The 25473-nt window shown below is 59.8% G+C and carries 19 protein-coding genes and 1 pseudogene; 18 read left to right on the forward strand and 2 right to left on the reverse strand.

The window, feature by feature from the left end; all coding sequences use genetic code 11:
* The first annotated feature begins 12 nt into the window (after positions 1 to 12).
* The 13 genes and pseudogenes from AEQ67_RS10305 (at position 13) to AEQ67_RS10360 (ending at position 16447) form a co-directional block, all read left to right on the forward strand.
* Positions 13 to 549, forward strand: a complete 537-nt coding sequence (locus AEQ67_RS10305) for a F0F1 ATP synthase subunit delta (RefSeq protein ID WP_059403768.1) — start codon at positions 13 to 15, stop codon at positions 547 to 549.
* A gap of 21 nt (positions 550 to 570) precedes the next feature.
* Positions 571 to 2115, forward strand: a complete 1545-nt coding sequence (atpA, locus tag AEQ67_RS10310) for a F0F1 ATP synthase subunit alpha (RefSeq protein ID WP_008155713.1) — start codon at positions 571 to 573, stop codon at positions 2113 to 2115.
* A 50-nt stretch (positions 2116 to 2165) separates the two neighbouring features.
* Entirely contained in the window at positions 2166 to 3026 is an 861-nt protein-coding gene (gene atpG, locus AEQ67_RS10315) for a F0F1 ATP synthase subunit gamma (RefSeq protein WP_059403769.1), read from the forward strand.
* 27 nt (positions 3027 to 3053) lie between these two features.
* Positions 3054 to 4433: a F0F1 ATP synthase subunit beta gene (gene atpD, locus AEQ67_RS10320; protein ID WP_033059678.1), complete on the forward strand. Its 1380-nt coding sequence runs from the start codon at positions 3054 to 3056 to the stop codon at positions 4431 to 4433.
* Positions 4434 to 4478: 45 nt separating this feature from the next.
* Positions 4479 to 4904: a F0F1 ATP synthase subunit epsilon gene (locus AEQ67_RS10325; RefSeq protein ID WP_059403770.1), complete on the forward strand. Its 426-nt coding sequence runs from the start codon at positions 4479 to 4481 to the stop codon at positions 4902 to 4904.
* A gap of 117 nt (positions 4905 to 5021) precedes the next feature.
* Complete coding sequence (gene glmU / locus AEQ67_RS10330) at positions 5022 to 6389, forward strand: bifunctional UDP-N-acetylglucosamine diphosphorylase/glucosamine-1-phosphate N-acetyltransferase GlmU (RefSeq protein WP_059403771.1); 1368 nt, start codon at positions 5022 to 5024, stop codon at positions 6387 to 6389.
* A 199-nt stretch (positions 6390 to 6588) separates the two neighbouring features.
* The gene (locus tag AEQ67_RS10335; RefSeq protein WP_059403772.1) at positions 6589 to 7365 is read left to right on the forward strand and encodes a DeoR/GlpR family DNA-binding transcription regulator; all 777 of its coding nucleotides are present in this window, start codon (positions 6589 to 6591) and stop codon (positions 7363 to 7365) included.
* Between the two features lies 1 nt (position 7366).
* Positions 7367 to 9199 carry a glutamine--fructose-6-phosphate transaminase (isomerizing) gene (glmS, locus tag AEQ67_RS10340; protein WP_059403773.1) on the forward strand — a complete coding sequence of 611 codons (1833 nt, stop codon included), beginning with the start codon at positions 7367 to 7369 and terminating at the stop codon, positions 9197 to 9199.
* Between the two features lie 78 nt (positions 9200 to 9277).
* Complete coding sequence (locus AEQ67_RS10345; protein WP_059403774.1) at positions 9278 to 10180, forward strand: LysR family transcriptional regulator; 903 nt, start codon at positions 9278 to 9280, stop codon at positions 10178 to 10180.
* 130 nt (positions 10181 to 10310) lie between these two features.
* Positions 10311 to 10937, forward strand: coding sequence for a glutathione S-transferase family protein (locus AEQ67_RS10350; RefSeq protein WP_059403775.1), 627 nt, complete (start codon positions 10311 to 10313; stop codon positions 10935 to 10937).
* A gap of 63 nt (positions 10938 to 11000) precedes the next feature.
* Positions 11001 to 13031: a 2Fe-2S iron-sulfur cluster-binding protein gene (locus tag AEQ67_RS10355; protein WP_059403776.1), complete on the forward strand. Its 2031-nt coding sequence runs from the start codon at positions 11001 to 11003 to the stop codon at positions 13029 to 13031.
* 113 nt (positions 13032 to 13144) lie between these two features.
* Positions 13145 to 14328: pseudogene (locus tag AEQ67_RS33680) on the forward strand (DUF3142 domain-containing protein).
* On the forward strand, positions 14315 to 16447 hold the full coding sequence (locus AEQ67_RS10360; protein ID WP_059403955.1) for a hypothetical protein: 2133 nt from the start codon (positions 14315 to 14317) through the stop codon (positions 16445 to 16447). The pseudogene AEQ67_RS33680 and the gene AEQ67_RS10360 overlap by 14 nt, the downstream one beginning before the upstream one ends.
* A 3-nt stretch (positions 16448 to 16450) precedes the next feature.
* On the opposite strand, the gene AEQ67_RS10365 is transcribed toward AEQ67_RS10360, so the two are convergent.
* Positions 16451 to 17080, reverse strand: coding sequence for a LysE family translocator (locus tag AEQ67_RS10365; RefSeq protein ID WP_152974824.1), 630 nt, complete (start codon positions 17078 to 17080; stop codon positions 16451 to 16453).
* 145 nt (positions 17081 to 17225) lie between these two features.
* Here AEQ67_RS10365 and AEQ67_RS10370 point away from each other — a divergent pair, with 145 nt between their 5' ends.
* Positions 17226 to 17699, forward strand: coding sequence for an Lrp/AsnC family transcriptional regulator (locus tag AEQ67_RS10370; protein ID WP_059403778.1), 474 nt, complete (start codon positions 17226 to 17228; stop codon positions 17697 to 17699).
* Between the two features lie 103 nt (positions 17700 to 17802).
* Here the strand turns inward: AEQ67_RS10370 and lpdA are convergent, their stop codons facing one another.
* Entirely contained in the window at positions 17803 to 19203 is a 1401-nt protein-coding gene (gene lpdA / locus AEQ67_RS10375; protein ID WP_059403779.1) for a dihydrolipoyl dehydrogenase, read from the reverse strand.
* A gap of 218 nt (positions 19204 to 19421) precedes the next feature.
* Between lpdA and hflK (AEQ67_RS10380) the strand changes: the two genes are divergently transcribed.
* Genes hflK (AEQ67_RS10380) through AEQ67_RS10395 form a run of 4 tightly spaced genes read left to right on the forward strand, consistent with a single transcriptional unit; the run spans position 19422 to position 25376 of the window.
* Positions 19422 to 21380 carry a protease modulator HflK gene (gene hflK, locus AEQ67_RS10380; RefSeq protein WP_059403780.1) on the forward strand — a complete coding sequence of 653 codons (1959 nt, stop codon included), beginning with the start codon at positions 19422 to 19424 and terminating at the stop codon, positions 21378 to 21380.
* Positions 21377 to 22411 carry a protease modulator HflC gene (gene hflC, locus AEQ67_RS10385; RefSeq protein ID WP_059403781.1) on the forward strand — a complete coding sequence of 345 codons (1035 nt, stop codon included), beginning with the start codon at positions 21377 to 21379 and terminating at the stop codon, positions 22409 to 22411. Before hflK (AEQ67_RS10380) ends, hflC begins: the two co-directional genes overlap by 4 nt.
* On the forward strand, positions 22408 to 23466 hold the full coding sequence (hflK, locus tag AEQ67_RS10390; protein WP_059403782.1) for a protease modulator HflK: 1059 nt from the start codon (positions 22408 to 22410) through the stop codon (positions 23464 to 23466). Before hflC ends, hflK (AEQ67_RS10390) begins: the two co-directional genes overlap by 4 nt.
* Complete coding sequence (locus tag AEQ67_RS10395) at positions 23463 to 25376, forward strand: cation-translocating P-type ATPase (RefSeq protein ID WP_059403783.1); 1914 nt, start codon at positions 23463 to 23465, stop codon at positions 25374 to 25376. The genes hflK (AEQ67_RS10390) and AEQ67_RS10395 overlap by 4 nt, the downstream gene beginning before the upstream one ends.
* Positions 25377 to 25473 lie beyond the last annotated feature (97 nt).

A 25473-nucleotide genomic window follows, 5' to 3' on the forward strand; every position in this document is an offset into this window, starting at 1 on the left:
GCGAGGGCGATCATGGCAGAATTGACCACGTTGGCCCGACCTTACGCTAAGGCAGCCTTCGAGCACGCCCAGGCCCACCAGCAACTGGCCTCTTGGTCAGCCATGCTCGGCCTGGCTGCAGCAGTGTCGCAAGACGACACTATGCAGCGCGTGCTCAAGGCCCCGCGACTGACGAGCGCAGACAAGGCCGCCACGTTTATTGACGTGTGCGGCGACAAGTTTGATGCCAAGGCACAGAACTTCATTCACGTCGTTGCCGAAAACGACCGTCTCCCGCTGTTGCCGGAGATATCCGCTCTGTTTGACCTGTACAAGGCCGAACAAGAGAAGTCGGTAGACGTTGAAGTGACCAGTGCTTTTGCATTGAACCAAGAACAGCAAGACAAACTCGCCAAGGTTCTCAGTGCACGACTCAACCGGGAAGTGCGCCTGCAAGTCGAGGAAGACAAATCCCTTATTGGGGGCATTGTCATCCGCGCCGGCGACCTGGTAATCGATGGCTCGGTTCGCGGCAAACTCGCGAGCCTTGCCGAAGCATTGAAATCTTGAGTTTGAAGGGGCAGCAGAGCAATGCAGCAACTCAATCCTTCCGAAATAAGTGAAATTATCAAGGGCCGCATCGACAAGCTCGATGTGACCTCCCAAGCCCGTAACGAAGGCACAGTCGTCAGCGTATCTGACGGTATCGTGCGGATTCACGGTCTGGCCGACGTAATGTACGGCGAGATGATCGAGTTTCCGGGCGGCGTCTTCGGTATGGCCCTCAACCTTGAGCAAGACTCTGTAGGCGCCGTTGTATTGGGCTCCTACCAGTCTCTGGCTGAAGGCATGAGCGCCAAGTGCACTGGCCGCATCCTCGAAGTTCCGGTTGGTAAGGAACTGCTGGGTCGCGTAGTCGACGCACTGGGTAACCCGGTTGACGGCAAAGGTCCGCTGAACAACACCGAGACCGATGCGGTCGAGAAAGTTGCTCCAGGCGTGATCTGGCGTAAGTCGGTAGACCAGCCTGTACAGACTGGCTACAAGGCTGTCGATGCCATGATCCCTGTCGGCCGTGGCCAGCGTGAGCTGATCATCGGTGACCGTCAGATCGGTAAAACCGCTCTGGCGATCGACGCGATCATCAACCAGAAAAACAGCGGTATTTTCTGCGTCTACGTAGCCATCGGTCAGAAACAATCGACCATCGCTAACGTGGTTCGCAAGCTGGAAGAGAACGGCGCGCTGGCTAACACCATCGTCGTCGCAGCGAGCGCTTCGGAATCTGCAGCACTGCAATTCCTGGCACCGTACTCCGGTTGCACCATGGGTGAATTCTTCCGCGACCGCGGTGAAGACGCGCTGATCGTTTATGACGATCTGTCCAAGCAAGCAGTGGCTTACCGCCAGATTTCCCTGCTGCTGCGCCGTCCACCAGGCCGTGAAGCTTACCCAGGCGACGTGTTCTATCTCCACTCCCGTCTGCTGGAGCGCGCATCCCGCGTTTCCGAAGAGTACGTAGAGAAGTTCACCAACGGCGCAGTGACCGGCAAAACCGGTTCCCTGACCGCACTGCCGATCATCGAAACCCAGGCTGGCGACGTTTCCGCGTTCGTTCCGACCAACGTGATTTCCATCACCGACGGTCAGATCTTCCTGGAATCGGCCATGTTCAACTCCGGGATCCGTCCTGCTGTGAACGCCGGTGTTTCGGTATCCCGTGTGGGTGGTGCCGCTCAGACCAAGATCATCAAGAAGCTCTCCGGTGGTATCCGTACCGCTCTGGCTCAGTACCGTGAACTGGCGGCATTCGCCCAGTTCGCTTCTGACCTGGACGAAGCGACCCGTAAGCAACTTGAGCATGGTCAGCGCGTTACCGAGCTGATGAAGCAGAAGCAATACGCACCAATGTCGATCGCTGACATGGCGCTGTCGCTGTATGCCGCTGAGCGTGGGTTCCTGACTGACGTTGAAATCGCCAAGATCGGCAGCTTCGAACAAGCGCTGATTGCTTTCTTCAACCGCGATCACGCCGATTTGATGGCGAAGATCAACGTGAAGGGTGACTTCAATGACGAAATCGATGCTGGCATGAAAGCCGGTATCGAGAAGTTCAAGGCCACCCAAACCTGGTAAGCCGCAGCGGGAGCCGCAAGGCTCCCGCTTGCTAACCTGATAGGTGTTACATGGCAGGCGCAAAAGAGATTCGCAGTAAGATTGCGAGCATCAAAAGCACGCAAAAGATTACCAGCGCCATGGAAAAAGTGGCGGTCAGCAAAAAGCGCAAGGCACAAAAGCGCATGTCGGCTAGCCGCCCTTATGCGGAGCGCATCCGCCAGGGTATTGGCCATCTGGCCAACGCCAACCCGGAATATCGCCACCCGTTCATGATCGACCGCGAAGTAAAGCGCGTCGGTTATGTCGTGGTGAGCAGTGACCGTGGTCTGTGTGGTGGCTTGAACACCAACCTGTTCAAGGCCCTGGTCAAGGACATGGCGGTAAACCGCGAAAACGGCGTCGAGATCGATCTGTGTGTTGTTGGTAGCAAGGGTGCGGCTTTCTTCCGCAACTTCGGCGGTAACGTCGTAGCAGCTATCAGCCACCTGGGTGAAGAGCCGTCGATCAATGACCTGATCGGCAGCGTCAAGGTGATGCTGGATGCCTACCTGGACGGCCGTATTGACCGCCTGTCCGTGGTGTCCAACAAGTTCATCAACACCATGACGCAACAGCCTACGGTGGAGCAGTTGATTCCACTGGTGGCAACCCCGGATCAAGAACTCAAGCACCACTGGGATTATCTGTACGAACCGGACGCCAAAGAGCTGCTTGACGGCTTGATGGTCCGTTACGTGGAGTCGCAGGTCTACCAGGCGGTGGTCGAGAACAACGCGGCTGAACAAGCTGCGCGGATGATCGCGATGAAGAACGCTACCGACAACGCCGGTGATTTGATCAGCGATTTGCAGCTGGTCTACAACAAGGCGCGTCAGGCTGCGATCACCCAAGAGATCTCGGAAATCGTCGGCGGCGCTGCCGCGGTTTAACGGTTCAAATATTCAGAGGATCCAGCTATGAGTAGCGGACGTATCGTTCAAATCATCGGCGCCGTTATCGACGTGGAATTTCCACGCGACAGCGTACCGAGCATCTACAACGCGCTGTTGGTACAAAGCGCGGCAGGGACCACCCTGGAAGTTCAGCAGCAGCTGGGCGACGGCGTGGTTCGTACCATTGCGATGGGTTCCACCGAAGGCTTGAAGCGCGGTCTGGAAGTCAAGGACTCTGGCGCAGCCATCTCCGTACCGGTCGGTAAAGCGACGCTGGGCCGGATCATGGACGTACTGGGCAACCCGATCGACGAAGCTGGCCCGATCGACACCGAAGAGCGCTGGGGCATTCACCGTCCTGCGCCAACCTTCGCTGAACAAGCGGGCGGCAACGACCTGCTGGAAACCGGCATCAAGGTTATCGACCTGGTTTGCCCGTTCGCCAAGGGTGGTAAAGTCGGTCTGTTCGGTGGTGCCGGTGTAGGCAAAACCGTAAACATGATGGAACTGATCCGTAACATCGCCATCGAGCACAGCGGTTATTCCGTGTTCGCCGGTGTGGGTGAGCGTACTCGTGAGGGTAACGACTTCTACCACGAGATGAAGGATTCCAACGTTCTGGACAAAGTGGCACTGGTTTACGGTCAGATGAACGAGCCGCCGGGTAACCGTCTGCGCGTAGCACTGACCGGCCTGACCATGGCCGAGAAGTTCCGTGACGAAGGTAACGACGTTCTGCTGTTCGTCGACAACATCTATCGTTACACCCTGGCCGGTACTGAAGTATCCGCACTGCTGGGCCGTATGCCTTCCGCAGTAGGTTACCAGCCGACCCTGGCCGAAGAGATGGGTACTCTGCAAGAGCGTATCACTTCGACCAAAAACGGTTCGATCACCTCGATCCAAGCGGTATACGTACCTGCGGATGACTTGACTGACCCGTCGCCAGCGACCACTTTCGCCCACTTGGACGCCACCGTCGTTCTGTCTCGTGACATCGCTTCCCTGGGTATCTACCCAGCGGTCGATCCACTCGACTCGACTTCGCGCCAGCTGGACCCGAACGTGATCGGCCAGGACCACTACGACACCGCTCGCGGCGTACAGTATGTTCTGCAACGTTACAAAGAACTGAAGGACATCATTGCGATCCTGGGTATGGACGAGCTGTCGGAAGCCGATAAGCAGTTGGTAAACCGTGCTCGTAAGATCCAGCGTTTCTTGTCGCAGCCGTTCTTCGTGGCTGAAGTCTTCACCGGTGCTTCGGGTAAATACGTTTCCCTGAAAGACACCATTGCTGGCTTCAAAGGCATCCTCAACGGTGACTACGACCACCTGCCAGAACAAGCGTTCTACATGGTCGGCGGCATCGAAGAAGCGATCGAGAAAGCCAAGAAACTGTAATCCCGGCGCCCGGCAACGGGCGCTAATTTAGGTTGAGGCAATCAGATGGCTATGACAGTCCATTGCGATATCGTCAGCGCGGAAGGGGAAATCTTTTCCGGCCTGGTCGAGATGGTGATTGCGCACGGTGCACTGGGTGATCTTGGTATCGCCCTGGGTCACGCGCCGCTGATCACAAATCTCAAGCCGGGTCCGATCCGCCTGGTCAAGCAGGGCGGGGAAGAGGAGGTGTTTTACATCTCCGGTGGTTTCCTCGAGGTTCAGCCGAACATGGTCAAGGTTCTTGCCGACACCGTGCAACGTGCTGCCGACCTGGATGAAGCCTCCGCTCAGGAAGCCGTTAAGGCTGCCGAGAAGGCCTTGCATGAACGTGGCGCCGAATTCGATTACGGTTCCGCTGCCGCACGTCTGGCCGAGGCTGCAGCTCAGCTGCGCACCGTCCAGCAGATCCGCAAGAAGTTTGGCCACTAATAGGCTACTACTTGTTGCGCGATTGATTAGAAAGGGTAGCCTCGGCTACCCTTTTTTCTTTTCCGACTTTCATAACATTGGTCGCAGTCGCTGACCATCCAGGATTGGTAGCCAGTCATGTCTCTTGAAATCGTTATTCTCGCTGCTGGCCAAGGCACACGTATGCGTTCGGCGTTGCCGAAAGTCCTGCACCCGATTGCCGGCAACTCGATGCTTGGCCATGTTATCCACAGCGCCCGGCAACTTGATCCACAGCGCATCCACGTGGTGATCGGCCACGGTGCCGATGCTGTGCGTGAGCGCCTGGCGGCGGATGATCTGAATTTCGTCCTGCAGGACAAACAACTGGGGACTGGCCACGCGGTTGCTCAAGCTGTGCCCTTCATCGAGTCTGACACCGTGCTGATTCTCTACGGTGATGTGCCGTTGATCGAAGTCGAGACCCTGCAGCGTCTACTCAAGCAGGTAGCGCCACAGCAACTTGGCCTGCTGACCGTCGAACTGGACGACCCGACCGGCTATGGCCGCATCGTCCGTGACGCCGACGGCAAGGTTACGTCCATCGTCGAACAGAAGGACGCCAACGAAGCCGAGCGTGCGATTACCGAAGGCAACACTGGAATCCTGGCGCTGCCGTTCGCGCAACTTGGCAGCTGGATGAGCCGTCTCTCCAACAACAATGCCCAGGGCGAGTATTACCTGACCGACGTGATCGCCATGGCGGTCAGCGATGGTTTGGTGGTGGCGACCGAGCAACCTCACGATGCCATGGAAGTGCAGGGTGCCAATGATCGCAAGCAGCTTGCCGAACTTGAGCGTCACTATCAGCTGCGCGCCGGTCGTCGTTTGATGGCTCAAGGCGTGACCCTGCGCGACCCGGCACGTTTCGATGTGCGCGGTGACGTCACCGTCGGCCGCGACGTGCTGATTGATATCAACGTCATCCTCGAAGGCAAGGTGGTCATCGAAGACGACGTGGTGATCGGTCCAAATTGCGTGATCAAGGACAGCACCTTGCGCAAGGGCGTGGTGATCAAGGCCAACAGTCATATTGAAGGCGCCATTCTCGGTGAAGGCAGCGATGCGGGTCCGTTCGCTCGTTTGCGTCCGGGGACGGTACTGGAGGCTCGTGCCCATGTGGGTAACTTTGTCGAATTGAAAAACGCGCACCTAGGCGAAGGTGCCAAGGCCGGTCATCTGACCTACCTGGGCGACGCCGAGGTCGGCGCCCGGACCAATATCGGCGCAGGCACCATCACCTGTAACTACGACGGCGCCAACAAGTGGAAAACCGTGTTGGGTGAAGATGTGTTCATCGGTTCCAACAACTCGTTGGTGGCGCCTGTGGATATCTCGGACGGTGCGACCACCGCGGCCGGTTCCACCATTACGCAAAATGTGGATAAAGCACAATTGGCTGTGGGCCGCGGGCGCCAGAAAAACATCGACGGCTGGAAACGCCCGGAAAAAATCAAGAAGCCCTAACTTATCCACAACCCCCTGTAGGAGCTGGCTTGCCAGCGAAGGCGTCCTGAAGAACGATGCACATTGAAGGACCCCTTCGCCGGCAAGCCGGCTCCTACACGGTTATCCACAGATCTTTTTTATCGCCCCACGCTTGACGAAGTTTCACTTATAGGTTTTGATTGCTTCCGTTATCTTTCGAATCGAAACTTACCAAGTCATGTCGAAGCGCAATACACCACAACGCCGTCACAATATCCTCACCTTGCTCACTGAGCAGGGTGAAGTCAGTGTGGATGAGCTGGCCAAGCGCTTCGAAACTTCGGAAGTTACGATCCGCAAGGATCTTGCTGCGCTTGAAAGCAATGGTCTGCTGCTGCGTCGTTATGGCGGAGCAATTACCATGCCTCAGGAACTGGTGGCCGATATCGGTCAGCCGGTTTCCAAATACAAACAGGCCATCGCCCGCGCCGCTGTGACGCGGATTCGCGAGCATGCGCGGATCATCATCGACAGCGGCAGTACCACGGCGTCGATGATTCCGGAACTGGGTCAACAACCGGGGCTGGTGGTGATGACCAACTCCCTGCATGTCGCCAACGCCTTGAGCGAACTCGAACATGAGCCGGTGCTGTTGATGACCGGCGGCACCTGGGACCCGCATTCCGAGTCCTTCCAGGGTCAGGTTGCCGAGCAGGTACTACGCTCTTACGACTTCGACCAGTTGTTCATCGGTGCCGATGGCATTGACCTGATTCGTGGCACGACCACCTTTAACGAATTGCTGGGACTGAGCCGGGTCATGGCTGAAGTCGCCCGCGAAGTGGTCGTGATGGTCGAGGCGGACAAGATTGGCCGCAAGATTCCCAACCTGGAACTGCCATGGAGCAGCGTCCATACCCTTATTACCGATGATCGCCTGCCGCTTGAGGCACGGGATCAGATTCAGGCCCGCGGTATCACTTTGATTTGCGCGGCTGTCAGTCAGGAGAAATAGCATGTGTGGAATTGTTGGCGCAGTTGCAGAACGTAATATCACTGCCATCCTGCTCGAAGGCCTGAAGCGCCTGGAATACCGTGGCTATGACAGCGCCGGTGTGGCGGTTTATACCAACGACGAAAAACTCGAGCGTATGCGCCGCCCGGGCAAGGTCAGTGAATTGGAACTGGCGTTGGCCGAAGAGCCGCTGGTCGGTCGTCTCGGCATCGCCCACACCCGCTGGGCAACGCACGGTGCGCCGTGCGAGCGCAACGCTCACCCGCATTTTTCCGGTGATCTGGCGGTGGTCCACAACGGCATCATCGAGAACCATGAAGCCCTGCGCGAACAGCTGAAAGCCTTGGGTTACGTATTCACTTCGGACACCGATACCGAAGTCATCGCGCATTTGCTGAACCACAAACTCAAGGATCTACGCGATCTGACCGTGGCCCTGAAGGCTACCGTTAAAGAGCTGCACGGTGCTTACGGTCTGGCGGTGATTAGCGCAGAGCAACCGGATCGTCTGGTTGCCGCCCGCAGTGGCAGCCCGCTGGTCATTGGCCTGGGTCTGGGTGAAAACTTCCTGGCTTCCGACCAATTGGCGCTGCGTCAGGTGACTGACCGCTTCGTGTACCTGGAAGAAGGCGATATCGCCGAAATTCGCCGCGACAGCGTGCAAATCTGGGACGTTAATGGCCAAACAGTCGAGCGCGAAGCGGTGCAATATCGCGACGGCGCCGAGGCTGCCGACAAAGGCGAATTCCGCCACTTCATGCTCAAGGAAATCCACGAGCAACCAGCCGTTGTTCAACGCACCCTTGAAGGTCGTCTGAGCCCGAACGGAGTGCTGGTGCAGGCCTTTGGCCCCCAGGCTGCCGAGCTGTTCGCTAAAGTGCGCAATGTGCAGATCGTCGCGTGCGGCACCAGCTACCACGCCGGTATGGTTGCCCGATACTGGCTCGAAGAACTGGCCGGCATCCCGTGCCAGGTCGAAGTCGCCAGCGAATTCCGCTACCGCAAGGTGGTGGTGCAGCCCGACACGCTGTTCGTGACCATCTCGCAGTCCGGCGAGACCGCCGACACCCTGGCCGCCCTGCGTAACGCCAAGGAACTGGGTTTCCTCGCCAGTCTTGCGATCTGCAACGTCGGTATCAGCTCGCTGGTGCGTGAATCCGACCTGACGCTGCTGACCCAGGCCGGTCGCGAAATCGGTGTCGCCTCGACCAAAGCATTTACCACTCAATTGGTTGGCCTGCTGTTGCTCACCCTGTCCTTGGGCCAGGTTCGCGGTTCGCTGGCCAAAGGTGTTGAAGCGACATTGGTTGAAGAGTTGCGCCGACTGCCCACTCGTCTGGGCGAAGCCTTGGCCATGGACAGCACTGTGGAGAAAATCGCCGAGCTGTTCGCCGAGAAAAACCACACGCTGTTCCTCGGTCGTGGCGCGCAATTCCCGGTCGCAATGGAAGGGGCGCTCAAGCTCAAGGAAATCTCCTACATCCACGCCGAAGCCTATCCGGCCGGCGAGCTGAAACACGGCCCGTTGGCGCTTGTGGATAACGACATGCCAGTGGTGACCGTGGCGCCGAACAACGAACTGCTGGAGAAGTTGAAATCCAACCTCCAGGAAGTCCGCGCCCGTGGCGGCGAGCTGATCGTCTTCGCAGACGAGCAGGCTGGCATGACCAATGGCGAAGGCACACACGTTGTGCACATGCCGCACATCCACGACATTCTGTCGCCGATCCTCTACACCATCCCGCTGCAGTTGCTCTCGTACTACGTTGCCGTGCTGAAAGGCACCGACGTTGACCAGCCGCGTAACCTGGCGAAGTCGGTGACTGTGGAATAAGTTATCCACAGGTGATCGAGCCATTAAAAATCGCAGCCTACGGTTGCGATTTTTTTTATCTGAATTGAGGACACGCCCATGGACCGCTTCCAGGAAATGCAGGTCTTCGTCGCCGTCGCCCAGGACCAGGGCTTTTCGGCGGCGGCGCGGCGTTTGGGCATGTCGGCGGCCAGTGTCACGCGTGCGGTGGCGGCCCTCGAGAAGCGTATCGGCACGCTGCTGCTGACGCGTACCACGCGCAGTGTGCATTTGAGCGAGGCGGGTCAGCGGTATCTCGAAGACTGTCGGCGGATTCTCTCTGAGGTGCAGGAAGCCGAGGATTCGGCGGCAGGCAGTCATGCCCATCCGCGTGGGCAACTGACCATCACCGCGCCGGTATTGTTCGGTGAACTGTTTGTCACGCCGGTGATGGTGAGTTATCTGACTCAATTTCCTGAAGTCTGCATCAATGGCCTGCTGGTCGATCGAGTGGTGAGCATGGTCGAGGAGGGCATTGATGTCGCTGTGCGCATCGGTGAGTTGCCCGACAGCAATCAGCATGCGATTCGGGTCGGTGAAGTGCGGCGAGTCATTTGCGGTTCGCCGGAGTTTCTGGCCAGGCAGGGTCGGCCTCGACATCCGCAAGATCTGGCGCAGGCTCCGATTATTGCGACGTCCGCCATCGGTCAGCTGAGGAGCTGGCCATTCCTTGAAGCGGGAGAGCCATTGAGCATCCGATCTGAACCACGGCTGGTGGTGACGGCGAATCAGGCGGCCATTACTGCGGCGTGTCTGGGTCTGGGGTACACCCGGGTCTTGTCTTATCAGGTAGCGAGCAAGGTCGTGACCGGCGAGCTGGAAATCGTCCTGGCTGACTTTGAATTGCCGCCCTTGCCCATCCATGTGGTGTATCAGGGCGGACGCAAGGCGCCGGCACGGATTCGCAGTTTTGTGGACTTTGCAGTAAAGGCACTGCGCGGACATCCGGACTTGCACGGCTGAAGGGCTATTGCGCGGGATGAAATAATAGATTGCGTTTGCTGGTTATTCTGTTGTTTCAGTCGTTAGTGGAAGATGGCTGCTATCGGTGCTGATCACTCCTGAACGGCGCCACCACCCAGCGGAGTCGATCATGCACGCCATCAAACTCTACAACTTCCCACGTTCCGGCCACGCTCACCGTGTGGAGTTGATGCTGTCCCTGCTGCAACTGCCGACCGAGCTGGTTTTTGTCGATCTGGCCAAGGGCGCGCACAAACAGCCTGACTACCTGGCGCTCAACCCGTTTGGTCAGGTGCCGGCCATCGATGATCAGGGCGTGGTGCTGGCCGATTCCAACGCGATTCTGGTCTATCTGGCGCAGAAATATGGCAATGGTCGCTGGCTGCCAGCCGATCCGGTCGGTGCGGCGAAAGTTCAGCGCTGGTTGTCGATCGCCGCCGGGCCGATTGCCTTTGGCCCTGCCAGAGCAAGACTGATTACCGTATTTGGCGCGTCGTACAACGCTGAAGAAGTGATCGCTTATTCCCACGGCTTGCTCAAGGTGATTGATCAGGAACTGGCGAAGTCGGCTTACCTGGCTGGCAGCGAACCGACCATTGCCGACGTCGCGGCGTACAGCTACATCGCCCATGCACCCGAGGGCAACGTGTCTCTGGACGACTACGCGAACATTCGTGCCTGGCTGGCGCGCATCGAAGCCCTGCCTGGTTTTGTCGGCATGCCGCGCACTGTCGCCGGCCTGCAAAAAACTGCCTGATGCTTACGGTCCGACACTGTCGGGCCGTTCACACTGCGCCGATGGTGCAGGGGAGAAGCCGTTATGGACCGTTCGCCTTGGCATGCTGGCGAGATACAGTTGCAGACTCACGTGGGTGTGGCTGAGCGAATGGAAGCGTTGGGGCGGCGGGTGGTTCGCAGCGAAATGCCGGACCAACACCGCACGTTCTATCAGCAATTGCCATTCATGCTGTACGGCGCGGTCGATGTCGACGGTAATCCCTGGGCCAGTATTCTTGAAGGGCCACCGGGTTTTGCTCACTCGCCCGAGCCGGGTCTATTGCAATTCCACAGCTTGCCGGGCGCCGACGATCCCGCGCAATTGACCGATGGCGCGGCAATCGGCCTGCTGGGAATCGAACTGCACACGCGACGGCGCAATCGCCTCAATGGGCGGGTCGGCTCAATGTCGGCGAACGGCTTCGGGGTGACGGTTGAACAGTCATACGGCAATTGCCCGCAGTACATTCAATTGCGGCAGTTTCGCTCGGTGCCGCTGGCGGATCCGTCGACCCGGATCGCGCAACACCTCAACGAGCTGGATGACGCGGCAAAAACCATGATCACGGGGGCCGATACCTTTTTCGTCGCCAGTTACGTGGACGTTGAAGGCCAACGTTCGGTGGACGTTTCTCACCGTGGCGGCCAGGCCGGTTTCGTACAAGTGGAAGGCAATCGCCTGACCATTCCGGATTTCGCCGGCAACCTGTTTTTCAACACCTTGGGCAATCTGCTGGTTAATCCACGGGCCGGTTTGCTGTTTATCGATTTTAATTCGGGCGAGCTGCTGCACCTCAGCGGTCGTACCGAAGTCATCCTTGAAGGCCCGCAGATCGAGGCGTTTCAAGGCGCCGAGCGTCTGTGGACGTTCCACGTGGAACACATGGTGCGTCGGCCCGCGGCCCTGGCTTTGCGTTGGCGCTTCGACGGCGTGTCCCCCACCAGTTTACTGACCGGCACTTGGGCTCAGGCCAATGCCCGCCTGCAGGCCCAGGCGTTGGGCGATAGTTGGCGGCCGCTGCGGGTGGTGCGAATCGAAGCGCAAAGCCACAACATCCGCTCGATCTACCTGGAGCCTGCTGACGGTGCCGGGATGCCGGTGTTCCAGGCCGGGCAGCATTTGCCTTTACGGTTCAACATCGATGGCGATGTACATATCCGCACGTACAGCCTGTCGAGTGCACCGTCCGATGATTTTTTCCGGATCAGTGTGAAGCGTGACGGGCGGGTGTCTTCGCACCTGCATGAACAGGTTCGGGTTGGCGATCTATTGGAGGCTCGCGCGCCTCAAGGACATTTCACTGTGGCGCCGCATGAACGGCGGCCGCTGGTGTTGCTGGCGGCCGGGGTGGGTATTACGCCGCTGCTGTCGATGCTGCGGGAGGTGGTTTATCAAGGCCTGCGTACTCGCCATATACGGCCGACCTGGTTTTTCCAGAGTTCGCGGACGTTGGCCGATCAGGTGTTTCGTCCTGAGCTGGATCGCTTGCTCGAAGGTGCCGGTGATTCGGTCAAGGTGCTGCGCCTGCTCAGTCAGCCGGAAGCCGAGGCGCGCGAGGGTGAAGATTTCGACCTGACCGGACGGATCGACACGGAATTGCTCCAGAGCATTCTTGAAGTGGAGGACTACGATCAGCTGGATTTTGTCCTCTGCGGCCCGGGGAGTTTTACCCAAGGTCTGTACGACGGCCTGCGGGACCTGGATACCCGCGAGGCCAGAATTCACGCCGCGGCCTTTGGCCCGTCAACGTGGCGTCGGCGGGCGGACCCCGACGCCATTGTCATCGAACAACCGCCGGCCGCTACGACGTCTGTGCCGGTGGTGTGCCAGCGCTCGGCCAAAGAGGCCCGTTGGCGACCCGATGGTGGCAGTTTGCTGGAGTTGGCGGAGAGCCGTGGTCTGCACCCGGAGTTCAGTTGCCGCGGCGGTTCCTGCGGAACCTGTAAAACCCGCTTGATCAGCGGCCAGGTGAATTATCCACAGCCCCCCGCGGAAGTGCCGGATGAGGGGCAAGTCCTGATATGTTGTGCGATTCCGGCACAAGGGTCGCAGCCCTTGGTGCTCGACCTGTAGGAGCGAGGCTCGCCCGCGAACCAGGCACCGCGGTTTCCAAGGTAGACCGCGTTATCGTTCTTCGCGGGCAAGCCTCGCTCCTACAAGGGATTTGGTTCGGCTTAAGGGGCTTTATGCGTTTTTTGGTTTGTCTGGCGGCAGTGGTGCTGCTTATTGGTTGCGAACGACAGGACGCGGCGCCGCTTGATCAGCAACTCTACATCTGGCAACGGCAATGGACGCCGGCCCATGAAGCCGCGCTCAAGGACAGTCGTGCGGACTTTTCGACCCTGAGGATACTGGCCTTGCAGGCGTTTCCGCAGGCGGGATGGAGCCGTGCGCGAATTGACCCTGCGCTGCTCAAGCAGGATGGCCGGCCGCTGATTGCGGTGATTCGTCTTGATGGTCAGCTCCAGTCGCTCGATCAGGACGAAGTCACCGTGCAGATCCAACAGGTGCTCAGCAATTGGCAGGGGCAGGGACTGGTTCTTTCCGGTGTGGAAATCGACCACGATGCGGGCAACGCTCGGCTACCGGCCTATCGGACATTTCTCACGCATCTGCGCACGGTTCTGCCAGCCTCAATGCCATTGAGCATCACCGCGTTACCTTCCTGGCTCGACAGCCCCGAGCTGTCAGCACTTTTGTCCACAGTCGACAGCAGCGTGTTGCAAGTGCACGCGGTAAGCGATCCGCGTCGTGGCTTGTTTGACCCGGATCAGGCCAAAAGATGGGCCAAGGCCTGGAGCCGTATTACTTCGAAACCTTTTTATCTGGCGCTACCAGCCTATGGCGTGGCGCTGTTGCCGGGGGACAGTGGCGCGCCGATCGTGGAAAGCGAAGTGCCTATCGAACGTGCCGGCCAGCGTCGCGAGTTGCTGGCCGATCCGCAGCAATTGAGCCACCTCGGCATCGAGCTGCGCAACGATCCACCGGCGCATCTGGCCGGCCTGATCTGGTTTCGCTTACCGCTGGCCAACGATCGCAGGGCCTGGAGCCTGACGACCTTGCGCGCCGTGGCTCGCGGCGATGCCCTCGACAGTAGCCTGGCGCTGAACGTCTCGGTGCAGGATGGCCTCGCTGACATCAGCCTGAGCAATCAAGGCAATCTCGACAGCGCCTGGCCCGAGCGTCTGACGTTGGCGGTGCAAGGCTGTGATGGCGCCGATGCGTTGGCCGGTTATGCGTTGCAACAGCGCCCGGATCTGCTTACCTTCACCCGCCTGCGCGACGGCCGCCTTCCGGCCGGCGGGCGCGCGCCATCGGTTGGGCACGCTGCGTACATATTGATCAAGGAGCTTCAAATGTTCACCCGTAACTGGCCCCGCCATTTGCTCTGCCTGAGCCTCAGCTTGCCGCTGGGGTCGGCGCTGGCCTGCGGGCCGGATTTCCCCACGCGCTTGCTGGACAACCGTGGACAATCGCTGGCGGAACTGCCGGAAGGTAACTTCAACTTCGAGATCAACCGCCTCGGGCACGCGATCGCCGGGCTGAAGAACGTCACAGACGCGACGAATAGTCCAAACCAGGGCTACGGCGATGAACCCAATTATGCCGATCAACGGGACCAGGCCGAACAGGCCGGTTTGACAGCTGAGCAGCAAGCGTTGGTGAAGCAGCTTCGCAGCCTGACCGATGCCCGTCAGGTCGAAGTGCAGGGTGCGAGCCTGCCCGCTGAACTCAAATTTTATCTGGCCGGCGCCGTGGCATTCGCTGCCGGTGATCATGGGTTGGCGGCCGAGTATTTCCAGAAGGTGCTGGCGTTGCCGGCCGATCAACGCGCATTACGTAGCACTTGGGCGGCTTACTCGTTGGGTCGAGCGTTGTTTGCCATGAGTGCAGAAGCGGATGCGGGCCCCGACCTTCTGGTTCAATCTCAAAAAGCTTTCGAGCAGACCCGTCAGCTGAGCATCGAAGGCTTCAGCGATCCATTGGAACTGGGTGTCGCCAGCCTCGGTGAAGAAGCGCGCGTGGTCCGCACGGCCGGGGACTGGAACAGCGCCATCGAACTCTACGTCACGCAAAACCTGCACGGCTCGGCGGTGGGCTACACCTCGCTCAAACTGTTGATGGCTGATCTGGTGGCGATGCCCGACGATCAGCTGGCTGCGCTGCTCAAGGGCAAACCAGTGCAGCAACTGGTAACCGCTTCTTTGATCAGCCGACTGGGATTGTCATTCGGTGATCAACCGCCGAACGAGCTGAAACTGATCAAACTGTTGCAAAGCAGCACGCGCGGTAGCCTCGACAACGCGGATCGTCTGGCGGCGATGAACTATCAACAGGGCGACTACGCGAGCGCCAAGGCCTTCCTCGAACACGCCGGTGATGGAGGGCTGGCGTGGTGGCTGCGGGCCAAACTGGCCGTGCGCGATGGCGATAAAAACGCCGCTGCCGCCGCCTATGCCAAAGCGGCCCAGGCCTTCCCGCAGAATGAATCCTGGGGCGAACGACGAACCCCGGACTTCGATTACGAAACCCTTCAGCCCAAGTGCCGGATTGAAGGCGAAAGTGCAATCCTCGCACTGCAACGCGGGGATTACCTGCAAGCGTTTGATCAGCTGTATCGCAGCAAAGGCATCTACTGGTTCGATGCGGCGACCGTCGCCGAACGGGTGCTGACCCTCGATGAACTCAAAGCTTACGTCGACACTCAGGTGCCGGCACCGCCGCCGCTAACCCAGCAGGATCGCGATAACTACGTGCCGTTGCCGGTGGCGGCGAGCCTGCGCAATCTGCTCGGCCGGCGCTTGCTGCGTGAAGAGCGATACGACGAAGCGCCAGCCTATTTCGATAACGCCGACTTGCAGGCCAGGGCCAGGTGGTACGGGCAAATGCGTCAGGAAGCCGAGTCCAAATGGTGGCCGACCACCCGCGCGTCCGCTTACTACCAAGCCGCCCTCACGGCCCGCTATGACGGGATGCAATTGTTGGGTTACGAGATGTCCCCGGATTACGCCACCCTCGGTGGCAATTACAGCCTGGAGGCACCGGAGCTCAAGGTCGGACCGCTGATGTCCGAGGGGGAAGTGCAGCGCCAGCAAGCCACGGTGGCGAAACCGGATGAGCGTTTCCATTACCGTTTTGTCGCCACGGCCCTGGCGAGCAAGGCCGCTGATCATCTGCCCCACAGCAGTCAGGCGTTTGCTGCGGTACTGTGCAAGGCTTCGTCGTGGGGGAGCAGCTTGCAGGAGCAAAGCGCGCTTTACCGTCGGTACGTCGAGGAAGGTCCGTATGTGGTGTGGGCTGGCGATTTTGGTCATCAATGCCAGGAGCCGGACTTCCGGAATGCCGACAAGCGCTACGTCACCCAGGTCACCGACGCCGCGCGCTCAACGCTACGGCCCTACAAAAAACCATTGCAGATCGGCGGTGTGGTAGCGGTGACGGCAGCGGCGCTGTTGCTGATCAATCGTCGTCGGCGCAAGACGCAGTAAGGCTCAAGTCTGTTGCACGAAGGTCAGCCGCACCGCGAAGCCGATCAACAGACTGCCGAACAGCCATTGCTGCAGGCGCTGGGCCGAAGGACTGCGTTGCAGCCAACGGCCTAGCGCGGCGCCGGCCAGTGCGTAAGCACTGTCGAACAACAAACCGACGCCGACCAGCACCACGCCCAGGGTCGCGAATTGCGCAAGCACCGGCCCGGCGTGAGGATCGATGAACTGCGGCAACAGCACTGAACAGAACAGCAGCGCCTTGGGGTTGAGCAGGTTAGTCAGCAAACCGCGCTGGATCGCTTCGCGCCACCGCGCTTTCCCGGTGGTTTGATTGGCGCCGTTCAGGTTCGGCAGCAGGGTCGTGCGCAGGCACTGGATGCCGATCCACAGCAGGTACGCGGCCCCGGCCAGGCGCACCACGTCGAAAGTCCAGGGAGCTGCCTTGAACAGTGCCGCCAACCCCAACGCCGCGAGCGCCACATGGCAACCACGGGCAATGCCCAAGCCCAATGCCGTCGCCAGTGCCGCGCCTTTGCCCTGACGGGCTCCGGTCTGCAACAGCAGGATCATGTCCGGTCCAGGTAACAGGTAAACCACCGCGAGCGCCATGAAAAACAGCCAGAGTCCTGCCACGTTGCACCCCATTCGTTGTCGATTCGGTACGGCCAGTCTAGGGCGATAGGGCAGGGCAGGTGGTTGCGTAGTTTGCTTCTAAAACGTTGTGGGTTGGCATAATCTGCCACTCAATAACGTGTAAGCCATCAGGATCTGCCAAACCATGAAACTGGACGCCTACGACCGCAAGATACTCGCCGCCCTGCAGCGCGACGGTCGCCTGAGCAATGTGCAACTGGCTGATGAGATTGGACTGTCCGCTTCTCCGTGTTTGCGTCGGGTACGGATGCTTGAAGAAGCCGGAGTGATTCGCGGCTACCAGGCCAATCTGGATCGCGACGAAGTGGGGCTTGGGCTGACGGTGTTTGTCGGGGTCAAAGTGGAACGCCATAACGACGAGCAGGCGGAATCCTTTCGCCTGGCCGTGACGGCGTTGCCCGAGGTGATTTCGGCATTCCTGGTGTCAGGGGATTCGGATTTTTTGCTGCAAGTGGTGGTGCCGGATTTGCGTGCGTATGAGCGATTTCTCACAGGGCGATTGTTGAAACTGCCAGGAGTGAGTGACATACGCAGCAACTTTGCGATTCACACGGTGAAGACGCCGGGGGCGTTGCCTTTAGAGCATTTGCCGGACTGACGAGCGAAAAGATCGCAGCCTTCGGCAGCTCCTACAAGGGTAATGTGAACACCTGTAGGAGCTGCCGAAGGCTGCGATCTTTTGATCTTTTCCGGACACGGAGCTACATCTGCGTCGCCATCCCCTCCACATTCATCGCCGCCTGGCGCAGGGCCTCGGAGCGGGTCGGGTGCGGGTGGCAGGTGAGGGCAATGTCCTCAGCGGAAGCGCTGAACTCCATGGCCACGCAATACTCGCCGATCATCTCACTGACACTCGGGCCCACCAGGTGCACGCCAAGAATTTCGTCGGTGCGTTCATCGGCCAGCACTTTGGCAAAGCCTTCAGTCTCGTGATTGATCTTCGCCCGGCTGTTGGCGGTGAAGGGAAATTTCCCGACCTTGTAGGCACGACCTTCCGCCTTCAACTGCTCTTCGGTCCTGCCGACGCTGGCCAGCTCGGGTCTGGTGTAGATGACATTGGGGATCAGGTCGTAATTGACCTCGCCAGCCTTGCCGACAATCTGTTCGACGCAGGCCATGGCTTCGTCTTCGGCCTTGTGCGCGAGCATCGGTCCCGAGGTCACGTCACCGATCACCCAGACCCCGGCAGCTTCGGTGCGATGACCCTTGTTGGCGAGCATGCCGCGTTTGTCCGTGGTGAGGCCGACGTTTTCCTGGCCAAGGCCTTCGGTGTAAGGCCGGCGTCCGATAGCGACCAACACGTAATCGGCTTCAATCAGCTCGGCGCTGCCACCGGCGGCGGGCTCAACATTGAGCTGAACGCCCGACGCAGACGTGGTGGCGCTGGTGACTTTTGAACTCAATTTGAAACTGATGCCTTGTTTGGCGAGAGCGCGTTGCAGGGTTTTGCCCGCCTCCGCATCCACGCCCGGGCAGATCCGGTCGAGGAATTCGACCACCGTGACCTGAGCGCCCAGTCGCCGCCACACCGAACCCAGCTCCAGGCCGATCACCCCGGCGCCGATGACCACCAGGTGCTTCGGCACTTCAGTCAGCGACAGTGCACCCGTGGAATCGAGGATACGTTTGTTATCGATATCCACGCCCGGCAGGGGAGTGGGTTCGGAGCCGGTGGCGATGATGATGTCCTTGGCGCTCAGTTCAGTTTTGCCGCCCTGGCTGTCGGTCACCGTGACTTTGCCGGGCCCGTCGATGTGGCCCCAGCCCTTGATCCAGTCGACTTTGTTTTTCCGAAACAGAAACTCGATGCCCTTGGTCAGCCCGGTAACGCTTTCATCCTTCTGCTTCATCATCTGGGCAAGGTTGAGGGTGGGTTTGACTTCAATCCCCAGGTTGACGAATTCCGCACCCATGGCCGCGTCGTAGAGTTCGGAGGCGTGCAACAGCGCTTTTGACGGCATGCACCCGACGTTCAAGCAGGTGCCGCCAAGGGTGGCGCGACCTTCGACACAAGCTGCTTTCAGGCCCAACTGGCCAGCGCGGATCGCTGCGTTATAGCCGCCAGGGCCTCCGCCCAGAATCACGACGTCATAGGTGCTCATGCTTGTACTCCTGGAGTGAACGGGGGATCGGGATGGGTAAAAGTAGCCCGTGATTAAAATTACGAACGTAATATGTGCGTTCCCGAGCATTTCGGTCAAGGCTTCAGGCAAGCGACAGGTTGAGCGTCTTTAGATAGAGCATTTAAGAACGGAAATTTCACGGCTTTCGTTATATCGTAACGATTCGCGCGATGAGCAACGATGAACACTGAGGTGGTATGCAAGTCGATCTCGATGTCGATGGGACGCAAGTGGCCGGGCTGCCGCGTTTTCAGCAGGCGGTTTTTCAAGGGCGACGATTACGTCAGTTCGCAATCGGCCTGGGCGCTCTCGCTGCGACCGGTTGGGTGCTGGCGTTTTTTGTCGGGCTGTTTGCACCGCAGTCGCTGTGGCCGGCGTTGCTGGTCAATCAGAGCGCCGGTTTGCTGGTACTGGTTGCCGGTCTGCAATCGGCCTGGTGGATAACCCGGTGGCGTGCACGCACCATGAGCCCAGTGGCGCAGGTGATTGTTGCTGAGGAAGTCGTTGCCCCAACGGGATGGTATGAACGGCTGCTGGATCGGCTGGGTCAGCGATGGCTGCGAATGCTGGTGCAGATCGGTGCGCCAACCCTGTGGCTTGGCGGCTTGTCGCTGTTGACGTTGTTCAGCATTGAACAAGTCTGGAATCTCGCTCTGCCGCCCGTTGCTCCAGGATTGTCCGCCAGTGTTGGCGCGGCTTTATCGCTGTTTTTGGCCTTCGGTTTACTGGTGCTGGAGCGTCAACTGGCCCAGGAAAACGTCGCCCAATGGCCCGAAGCGGGGCCGCTGGCGCAGCTGACACGGGTGGCGATCATTTGCCTGGTGTTGAGTGCTTTGTGCCTATTGTTCGGCAGCGAAACCTCGGTCTGGCCGGTGCGTCTGGCGGTACTGATCGGCTTGCTGCCGGGGCTGGTCGCCGTCGAGTTGCTGCTGCGCGCCGTGTTGTCATTGTTCAGTCCGCGGCGTGAACAACTTGAACCGTCGTTGCTGGCGCGAAGTTTTGTCGCCGACATGCTGCGCTGGCCGCCGCAACCTTTGTTGGCGTTGCAGCACGAACTGCACAACCGATTCGGTATCGACCTGCGGCAAATCTGGGCCTTCACTTACATGCGTCGGGCGTTGGTGCCAGTGCTCGCCGTGGTGGCGATCGTGGGCTGGTCGCTCACCGGCATCCATGAAATACCACTACAAGGGCGAGGCATCTACGAACGTTTCGGCAAACCGGTGGAAGTGTTCGGTCCCGGTTTGCATGCGGGTTTGCCGTGGCCGTTGGGCCGAGTGCTGAATGTCGAGAACGGTGTGGTTCACGAGTTGGCCACCAGTGTCGGCGAAACGGCGGCACCGTCCGTGGCTGAACCTGCCGACGGTCCGGCGCCTGCGATTGCCAATCGCTTGTGGGATGCTAGCCATGTGAACGATAAATCCCAGGTCATCGCCAGCAGCCGTGGCGACAAACAGAGCTTCCAGATCGTCAACATGGACGTGCGCTTCGTTTACCGCATCGGCCTGAACGATCAGGCGGCGTTGGCCGCGACGTACAACAGCGCCGACGTGCCGACGTTGATTCGCAGCACCGCCAGCCGGATTCTGGTCCACGACTTTGCTTCGCGAACCCTCGACGGTTTGCTCGGCGAGGACAGGGTAGGGCTGGCTGAAGAAATCGGTCAGGCGGTTCAGGCTGACTTGCAGAAACTCGACAGCGGCGTGGAAATTCTCGCCACGGTGGTCGAGGCGATTCACCCACCAGCCGGTGCGGCCAACGCCTATCACGGGGTGCAGGCTGCACAGATTGGTGCCCAGGCATTGATTTCCCGTGAGCGTGGGGCAGCGGCGGAAGCAACCAATCAGGCGCAATTACAGGCCAGCATCGCGCGCGATCAAGCAACGGCCAGTGCGCGAGAAATCAATGCCACCGCGCAAGCGGCGGACCTGAGATTCAGCGCCGAGCAAAAAGCCTACGCCAGTGCCGGCCAGGCCTTTGTGCTGGAGCAGTATTTCAGCCAACTTTCCCAGGGCCTGGCGAACGCCAAGCTATTGGTTCTCGATCATCGTCTGGGCGGCAGCAGCAACGCGCCGACCATCGACCTCCGTACGTTCACGCTGCCGGCTGACCCTGCGCCGTCGCGTAAAACCGCTCAGCCAGGAGCTGCCAATTGAGCCAGTCGCACACTCACGATCACGACGACCACACTGGCCACGATCATGGCCATGCCGGGCATCACCACGGACATCACCATCATGGTGATCCCCAGGAAGCGGGCCCATTCCCTTGGCGGCGCATGGGCTGGGCGGCGTTGCTAGTCGCGTTCGCCATCGCGGCAGCCAGCCTGGTGCAGGTGCGATCGGGGGAGGCCACGGTGATCACGCGCTTCGGTAATCCGTCGCGCGTGCTGCTCGAACCGGGGCTGGGTTGGCGCTGGCCGGCGCCGTTCGAGGCGGCTATCCCAGTGGATTTACGGTTGCGCACCACGTCCAGCGGTTTGCAGGATGTCGGCACGCGGGACGGGTTGCGCATCATCGTTCAGGCGTATGTGGCGTGGCAGGTACAGGGCGATCCGGACAACGTGCAACGTTTCATGCGTGCCGTGCAGAATCAGCCGGACGAAGCGGCGCGACAGATTCGCACCTTCGTCGGCTCGGCGCTGGAAACCACCGCCAGCAGTTTTGACCTGGTCAACCTGGTGAACACCGATGCCAATCAAGTGCACATCGCCGATTTCGAGGCGCAGCTGCGTCAGCAAATCGATCAGCAGTTGCTGACCACTTACGGTGTGCGAGTGCTGCAAGTGGGTATCGAACGTCTGACTTTGCCGTCGGTTACGCTCACCGCGACGGTCGATCGTATGCGCGCCGAGCGTGAAACAATTGCCACGGAACGTACCGCCATTGGCAAGCGCGAAGCGGCGCAAATCCGTTCCGCCGCCGAGCGTGATGCACGCATCGTGCAAGCTGACGCGACGGTAAAAGCGGCTGACATCGAAGCGCAATCCCGCGTCGAAGCCGCACAGATTTACGGCCGTGCGTACGCCGGTTCACCGCAGCTCTACAATTTACTGCGTTCACTCGACACTTTGGGCACCATCGTCACGCCTGGGACAAAACTGATTTTGCGCACCGATGCCGCACCGTTCCGCGTGTTGGTTGATGGTCCGCCGACGCTTGAAAACAAGTCCGGGTCGCAGCCATGAATTTGGTTCCACGTGGAACAAATGAGTTGAGCAGCCCCTGGATTCAGGCCGGGCGCTTGGCGTTTCTCGCGCTTTACGCGGTGACGGTATTGGCTGCGTTCGCCTGGGCGTTTTCCAATGTGCGGCAAATCGATCCGCAGAATCGCGCGGTGGTTTTGCACTTCGGCGCGCTGGATCGTATCCAGAATGCCGGACTGCTGTTGGCTTGGCCGCGTCCTTTTGAGCAAGTGGTTTTGTTGCCGGCAGCGGACCGGGTGATCGAGCGTCGGGTGGACAATCTGCTGCGCACGGACGCCGCGTTACAGGCCGATCGAGTAGCGAGTTTTGCCACGCCGATCAGCGACGCACTCGCGGGCTCGGGGTATCTGTTGACCGGTGACGCGGGCGTGGTGCAACTCGATGTGCGGGTTTTCTACAAGGTCACCGAACCGTATGCCTTCGTCCTTCAAGGCGAACATGTGCTGCCGGCCTTGGATCGGTTGGTCACCCGCAGCGCCGTCGCACTGACTGCCGCGCGCGATCTGGACACCATCCTGGTCGCACGCCCGGAGCTGATCGGCGCCGATAATAAAGCTGCCGAAAGACGTGAACGCCTGCGGGGTGATTTGGTGCAAGGCATCAATCAACGCTTGGCCGAACTGACGTCGACAGGGCAGGGGCTGGGGATCGAAGTGGCGCGCGTGGACGTGCAATCGAGTTTGCCCGGCCCGGCGGTCAATGCTTTTAATGCCGTTCTGACGGCCAGCCAACAAGCCGACAAAGCCGTGGCCAACGCTCGCACCGAAGCCGAGAAACTCACTCAGACCGCCAACGAGCAAGCCGACCGCGCACTGCAAGTGGCCCACGCCCAAGCGAGCGAACGCTTGGCCAAAGCCTCGGCCGACACCGCCACAGTGTTGAGCCTGGCCAAGGCGCAACAGCAGGGCACTGATCCGCAAATGCTGCTGCGCATTTACCGTGAACGGATGCCGAAGATTCTCGGTCAGGCCGGCTCGGTGACTACGGTCAACCCGAAAGACGATTCCCGCCTGATCATTCAGGGAGCTGCACAATGACCGCCCAAACTGCCGCCGCACCGAGCATGTTGTCCTCTGCTGAACAACGTAGCGCCGCACGCCAATTGACCTTGGCGATGCTCGCCCTTGGTCTTCTGGTGCTCGGCCTGATCTGGCGCTGGTTGTCGCCGGAGCAAAGCGGTGTCAGCCAATTGCTGCTCGGCTTTGCTTCTTTACTGGTGGCCGTGCCGGTGATGCGTTCGGCCTGGTATAGCCTGCGTTATCCGAGCTTGCACGGGATCACCGATCAATTGATCGCCCTGGCCATGCTCGGTGCCTGGGCGACAGGTGACCTGCTGACGGCGGCGTTACTGCCGATCATCATGATCTTCGGCCACGTGCTGGAAGAGCGCAGCGTCATCGGTTCTCAGGAAGCGATTCATGCACTCGGCAAACTGACTCGCAGCCATGCGCGCAAGGTTCAGGCGGACGGCTCCATCGTCGAAGTCGACAACGGCACACTCAAGGCCGGCGACCTCGTCGAAGTGCGCGCCGGTGATCGAGTGCCGGCGGACGGGCGGGTTTTGTCCGGTCAAGCCAGCCTGGACCCCGCTTCGCTTACCGGTGAATCCGTGCCGATGGAGGCGGGGGTCGGCATGCCTGTGTTCGGCGGGGCGATCAACCTTGACGGTCTGTTGCGCATCGAAGTGACCCGCACTGGCCATGAGTCAACCCTGGGTAAAGTCATCGCGCTGATGCAGAACGCCGAGCGTTCCAAGCCACCGATCACACGTTTGCTGGAACGCTACGCGGGTAGTTACATGGTGTTGGTTTTGTTGCTGGCCGCGGTGACCTGGTTTGTCACTAACGATGCGCAGGCGATGCTCGCGGTGTTGGTGGCGGCCTGTCCTTGTGCGTTGGTGCTGTCGGCACCGGCCACGGCAATTGCCGGTGTGGCGGTGGCGGCGCGTCACGGGATTTTGATTCGCAGCTCGGCGTTTCTTGAAGAGTTGGCGGACCTGACTTCGCTGGTGGTCGACAAGACCGGAACCCTGACCTTCGGCACCTTGCGCCTGCAATCCATCGACAGCCCGCTCGAAGATCGCAGCCACGTCCTCAAACTGGCCGCCAGCCTCGGCTCCGCCAGCAGTCATCCGGTCAGCCGTGCGCTCGCCGGTTTGGTCACCCAGGAGCATTTTCTGCTGCTCTCGGACATTCACGAGCGTCAGGGCTTGGGCGTGGTGGCGATGACCGAGCAAGGCGAGGCGGCGCTCGGTCGGCCGGAGCTGTTCGCCCAATTGGGTATCGCCACCTCCAGTGTTCCCGAACACGATGGCCCGATTGCCGGACTGGCACTCAACGGTGAATTCCTTGCGTGGTTATTGCTGGCCGACAGCGTCAAACCTGAAGCGCGTTTTGCCTTGAGCGAGTTGCGTGAACTCGGATTGGGACGTCAGTTGTTGCTCACCGGTGATCGGCAAAGCGTCGCTCACACATTGGCGCGTGATGTCGGGATCAGCGACGTTGAAGCGCAAGCGTTGCCCGAGGACAAACTCAATCGCGTGTTGAAAGAAATCGGTAATGGCTTCCGGCCTATGGTGGTAGGCGACGGGATCAACGATTCCCTGGCGCTCAAAGCAGGTGTGGTGGGCGTCGCCATGGGCGCGGGCGGGGCGGACATCGCACTGGCCTCGGCCGACATCGTGTTGATCGGCAGTGATCTGCGACGACTCGGTACGTGTGTGCGGTTGAGTCGTCAGTGCCGGCATACGTTGCAGGTCAATGTGATCATCGGCCTGGGCTGGACGCTGGCAATTGTCGCGTTCGCGGCCTTCGGCTGGCTCGGTGCGGCAGGGGCGATGATTGCGGCGTTGCTGCATAACCTGAGCACATTGCTGGTGTTGGGTAACGCCGGACGCCTGCTGCGTTTTCAGGAGCCGCTACTCAAGCTCAAGGACGACGTTGAGTAATCCAGACGAACGCTCTAAATCGCCTGATCGGGGTTATTTCAATTTTTTAGAACTGTGCGCCGAATTTGTAGTCATCTAGGGTGAGGACCATCACTTA

The sequence above is a fragment of the Pseudomonas sp. RIT-PI-q genome, from assembly GCF_001297125.1.
Lineage (GTDB): Bacteria > Pseudomonadota > Gammaproteobacteria > Pseudomonadales > Pseudomonadaceae > Aquipseudomonas.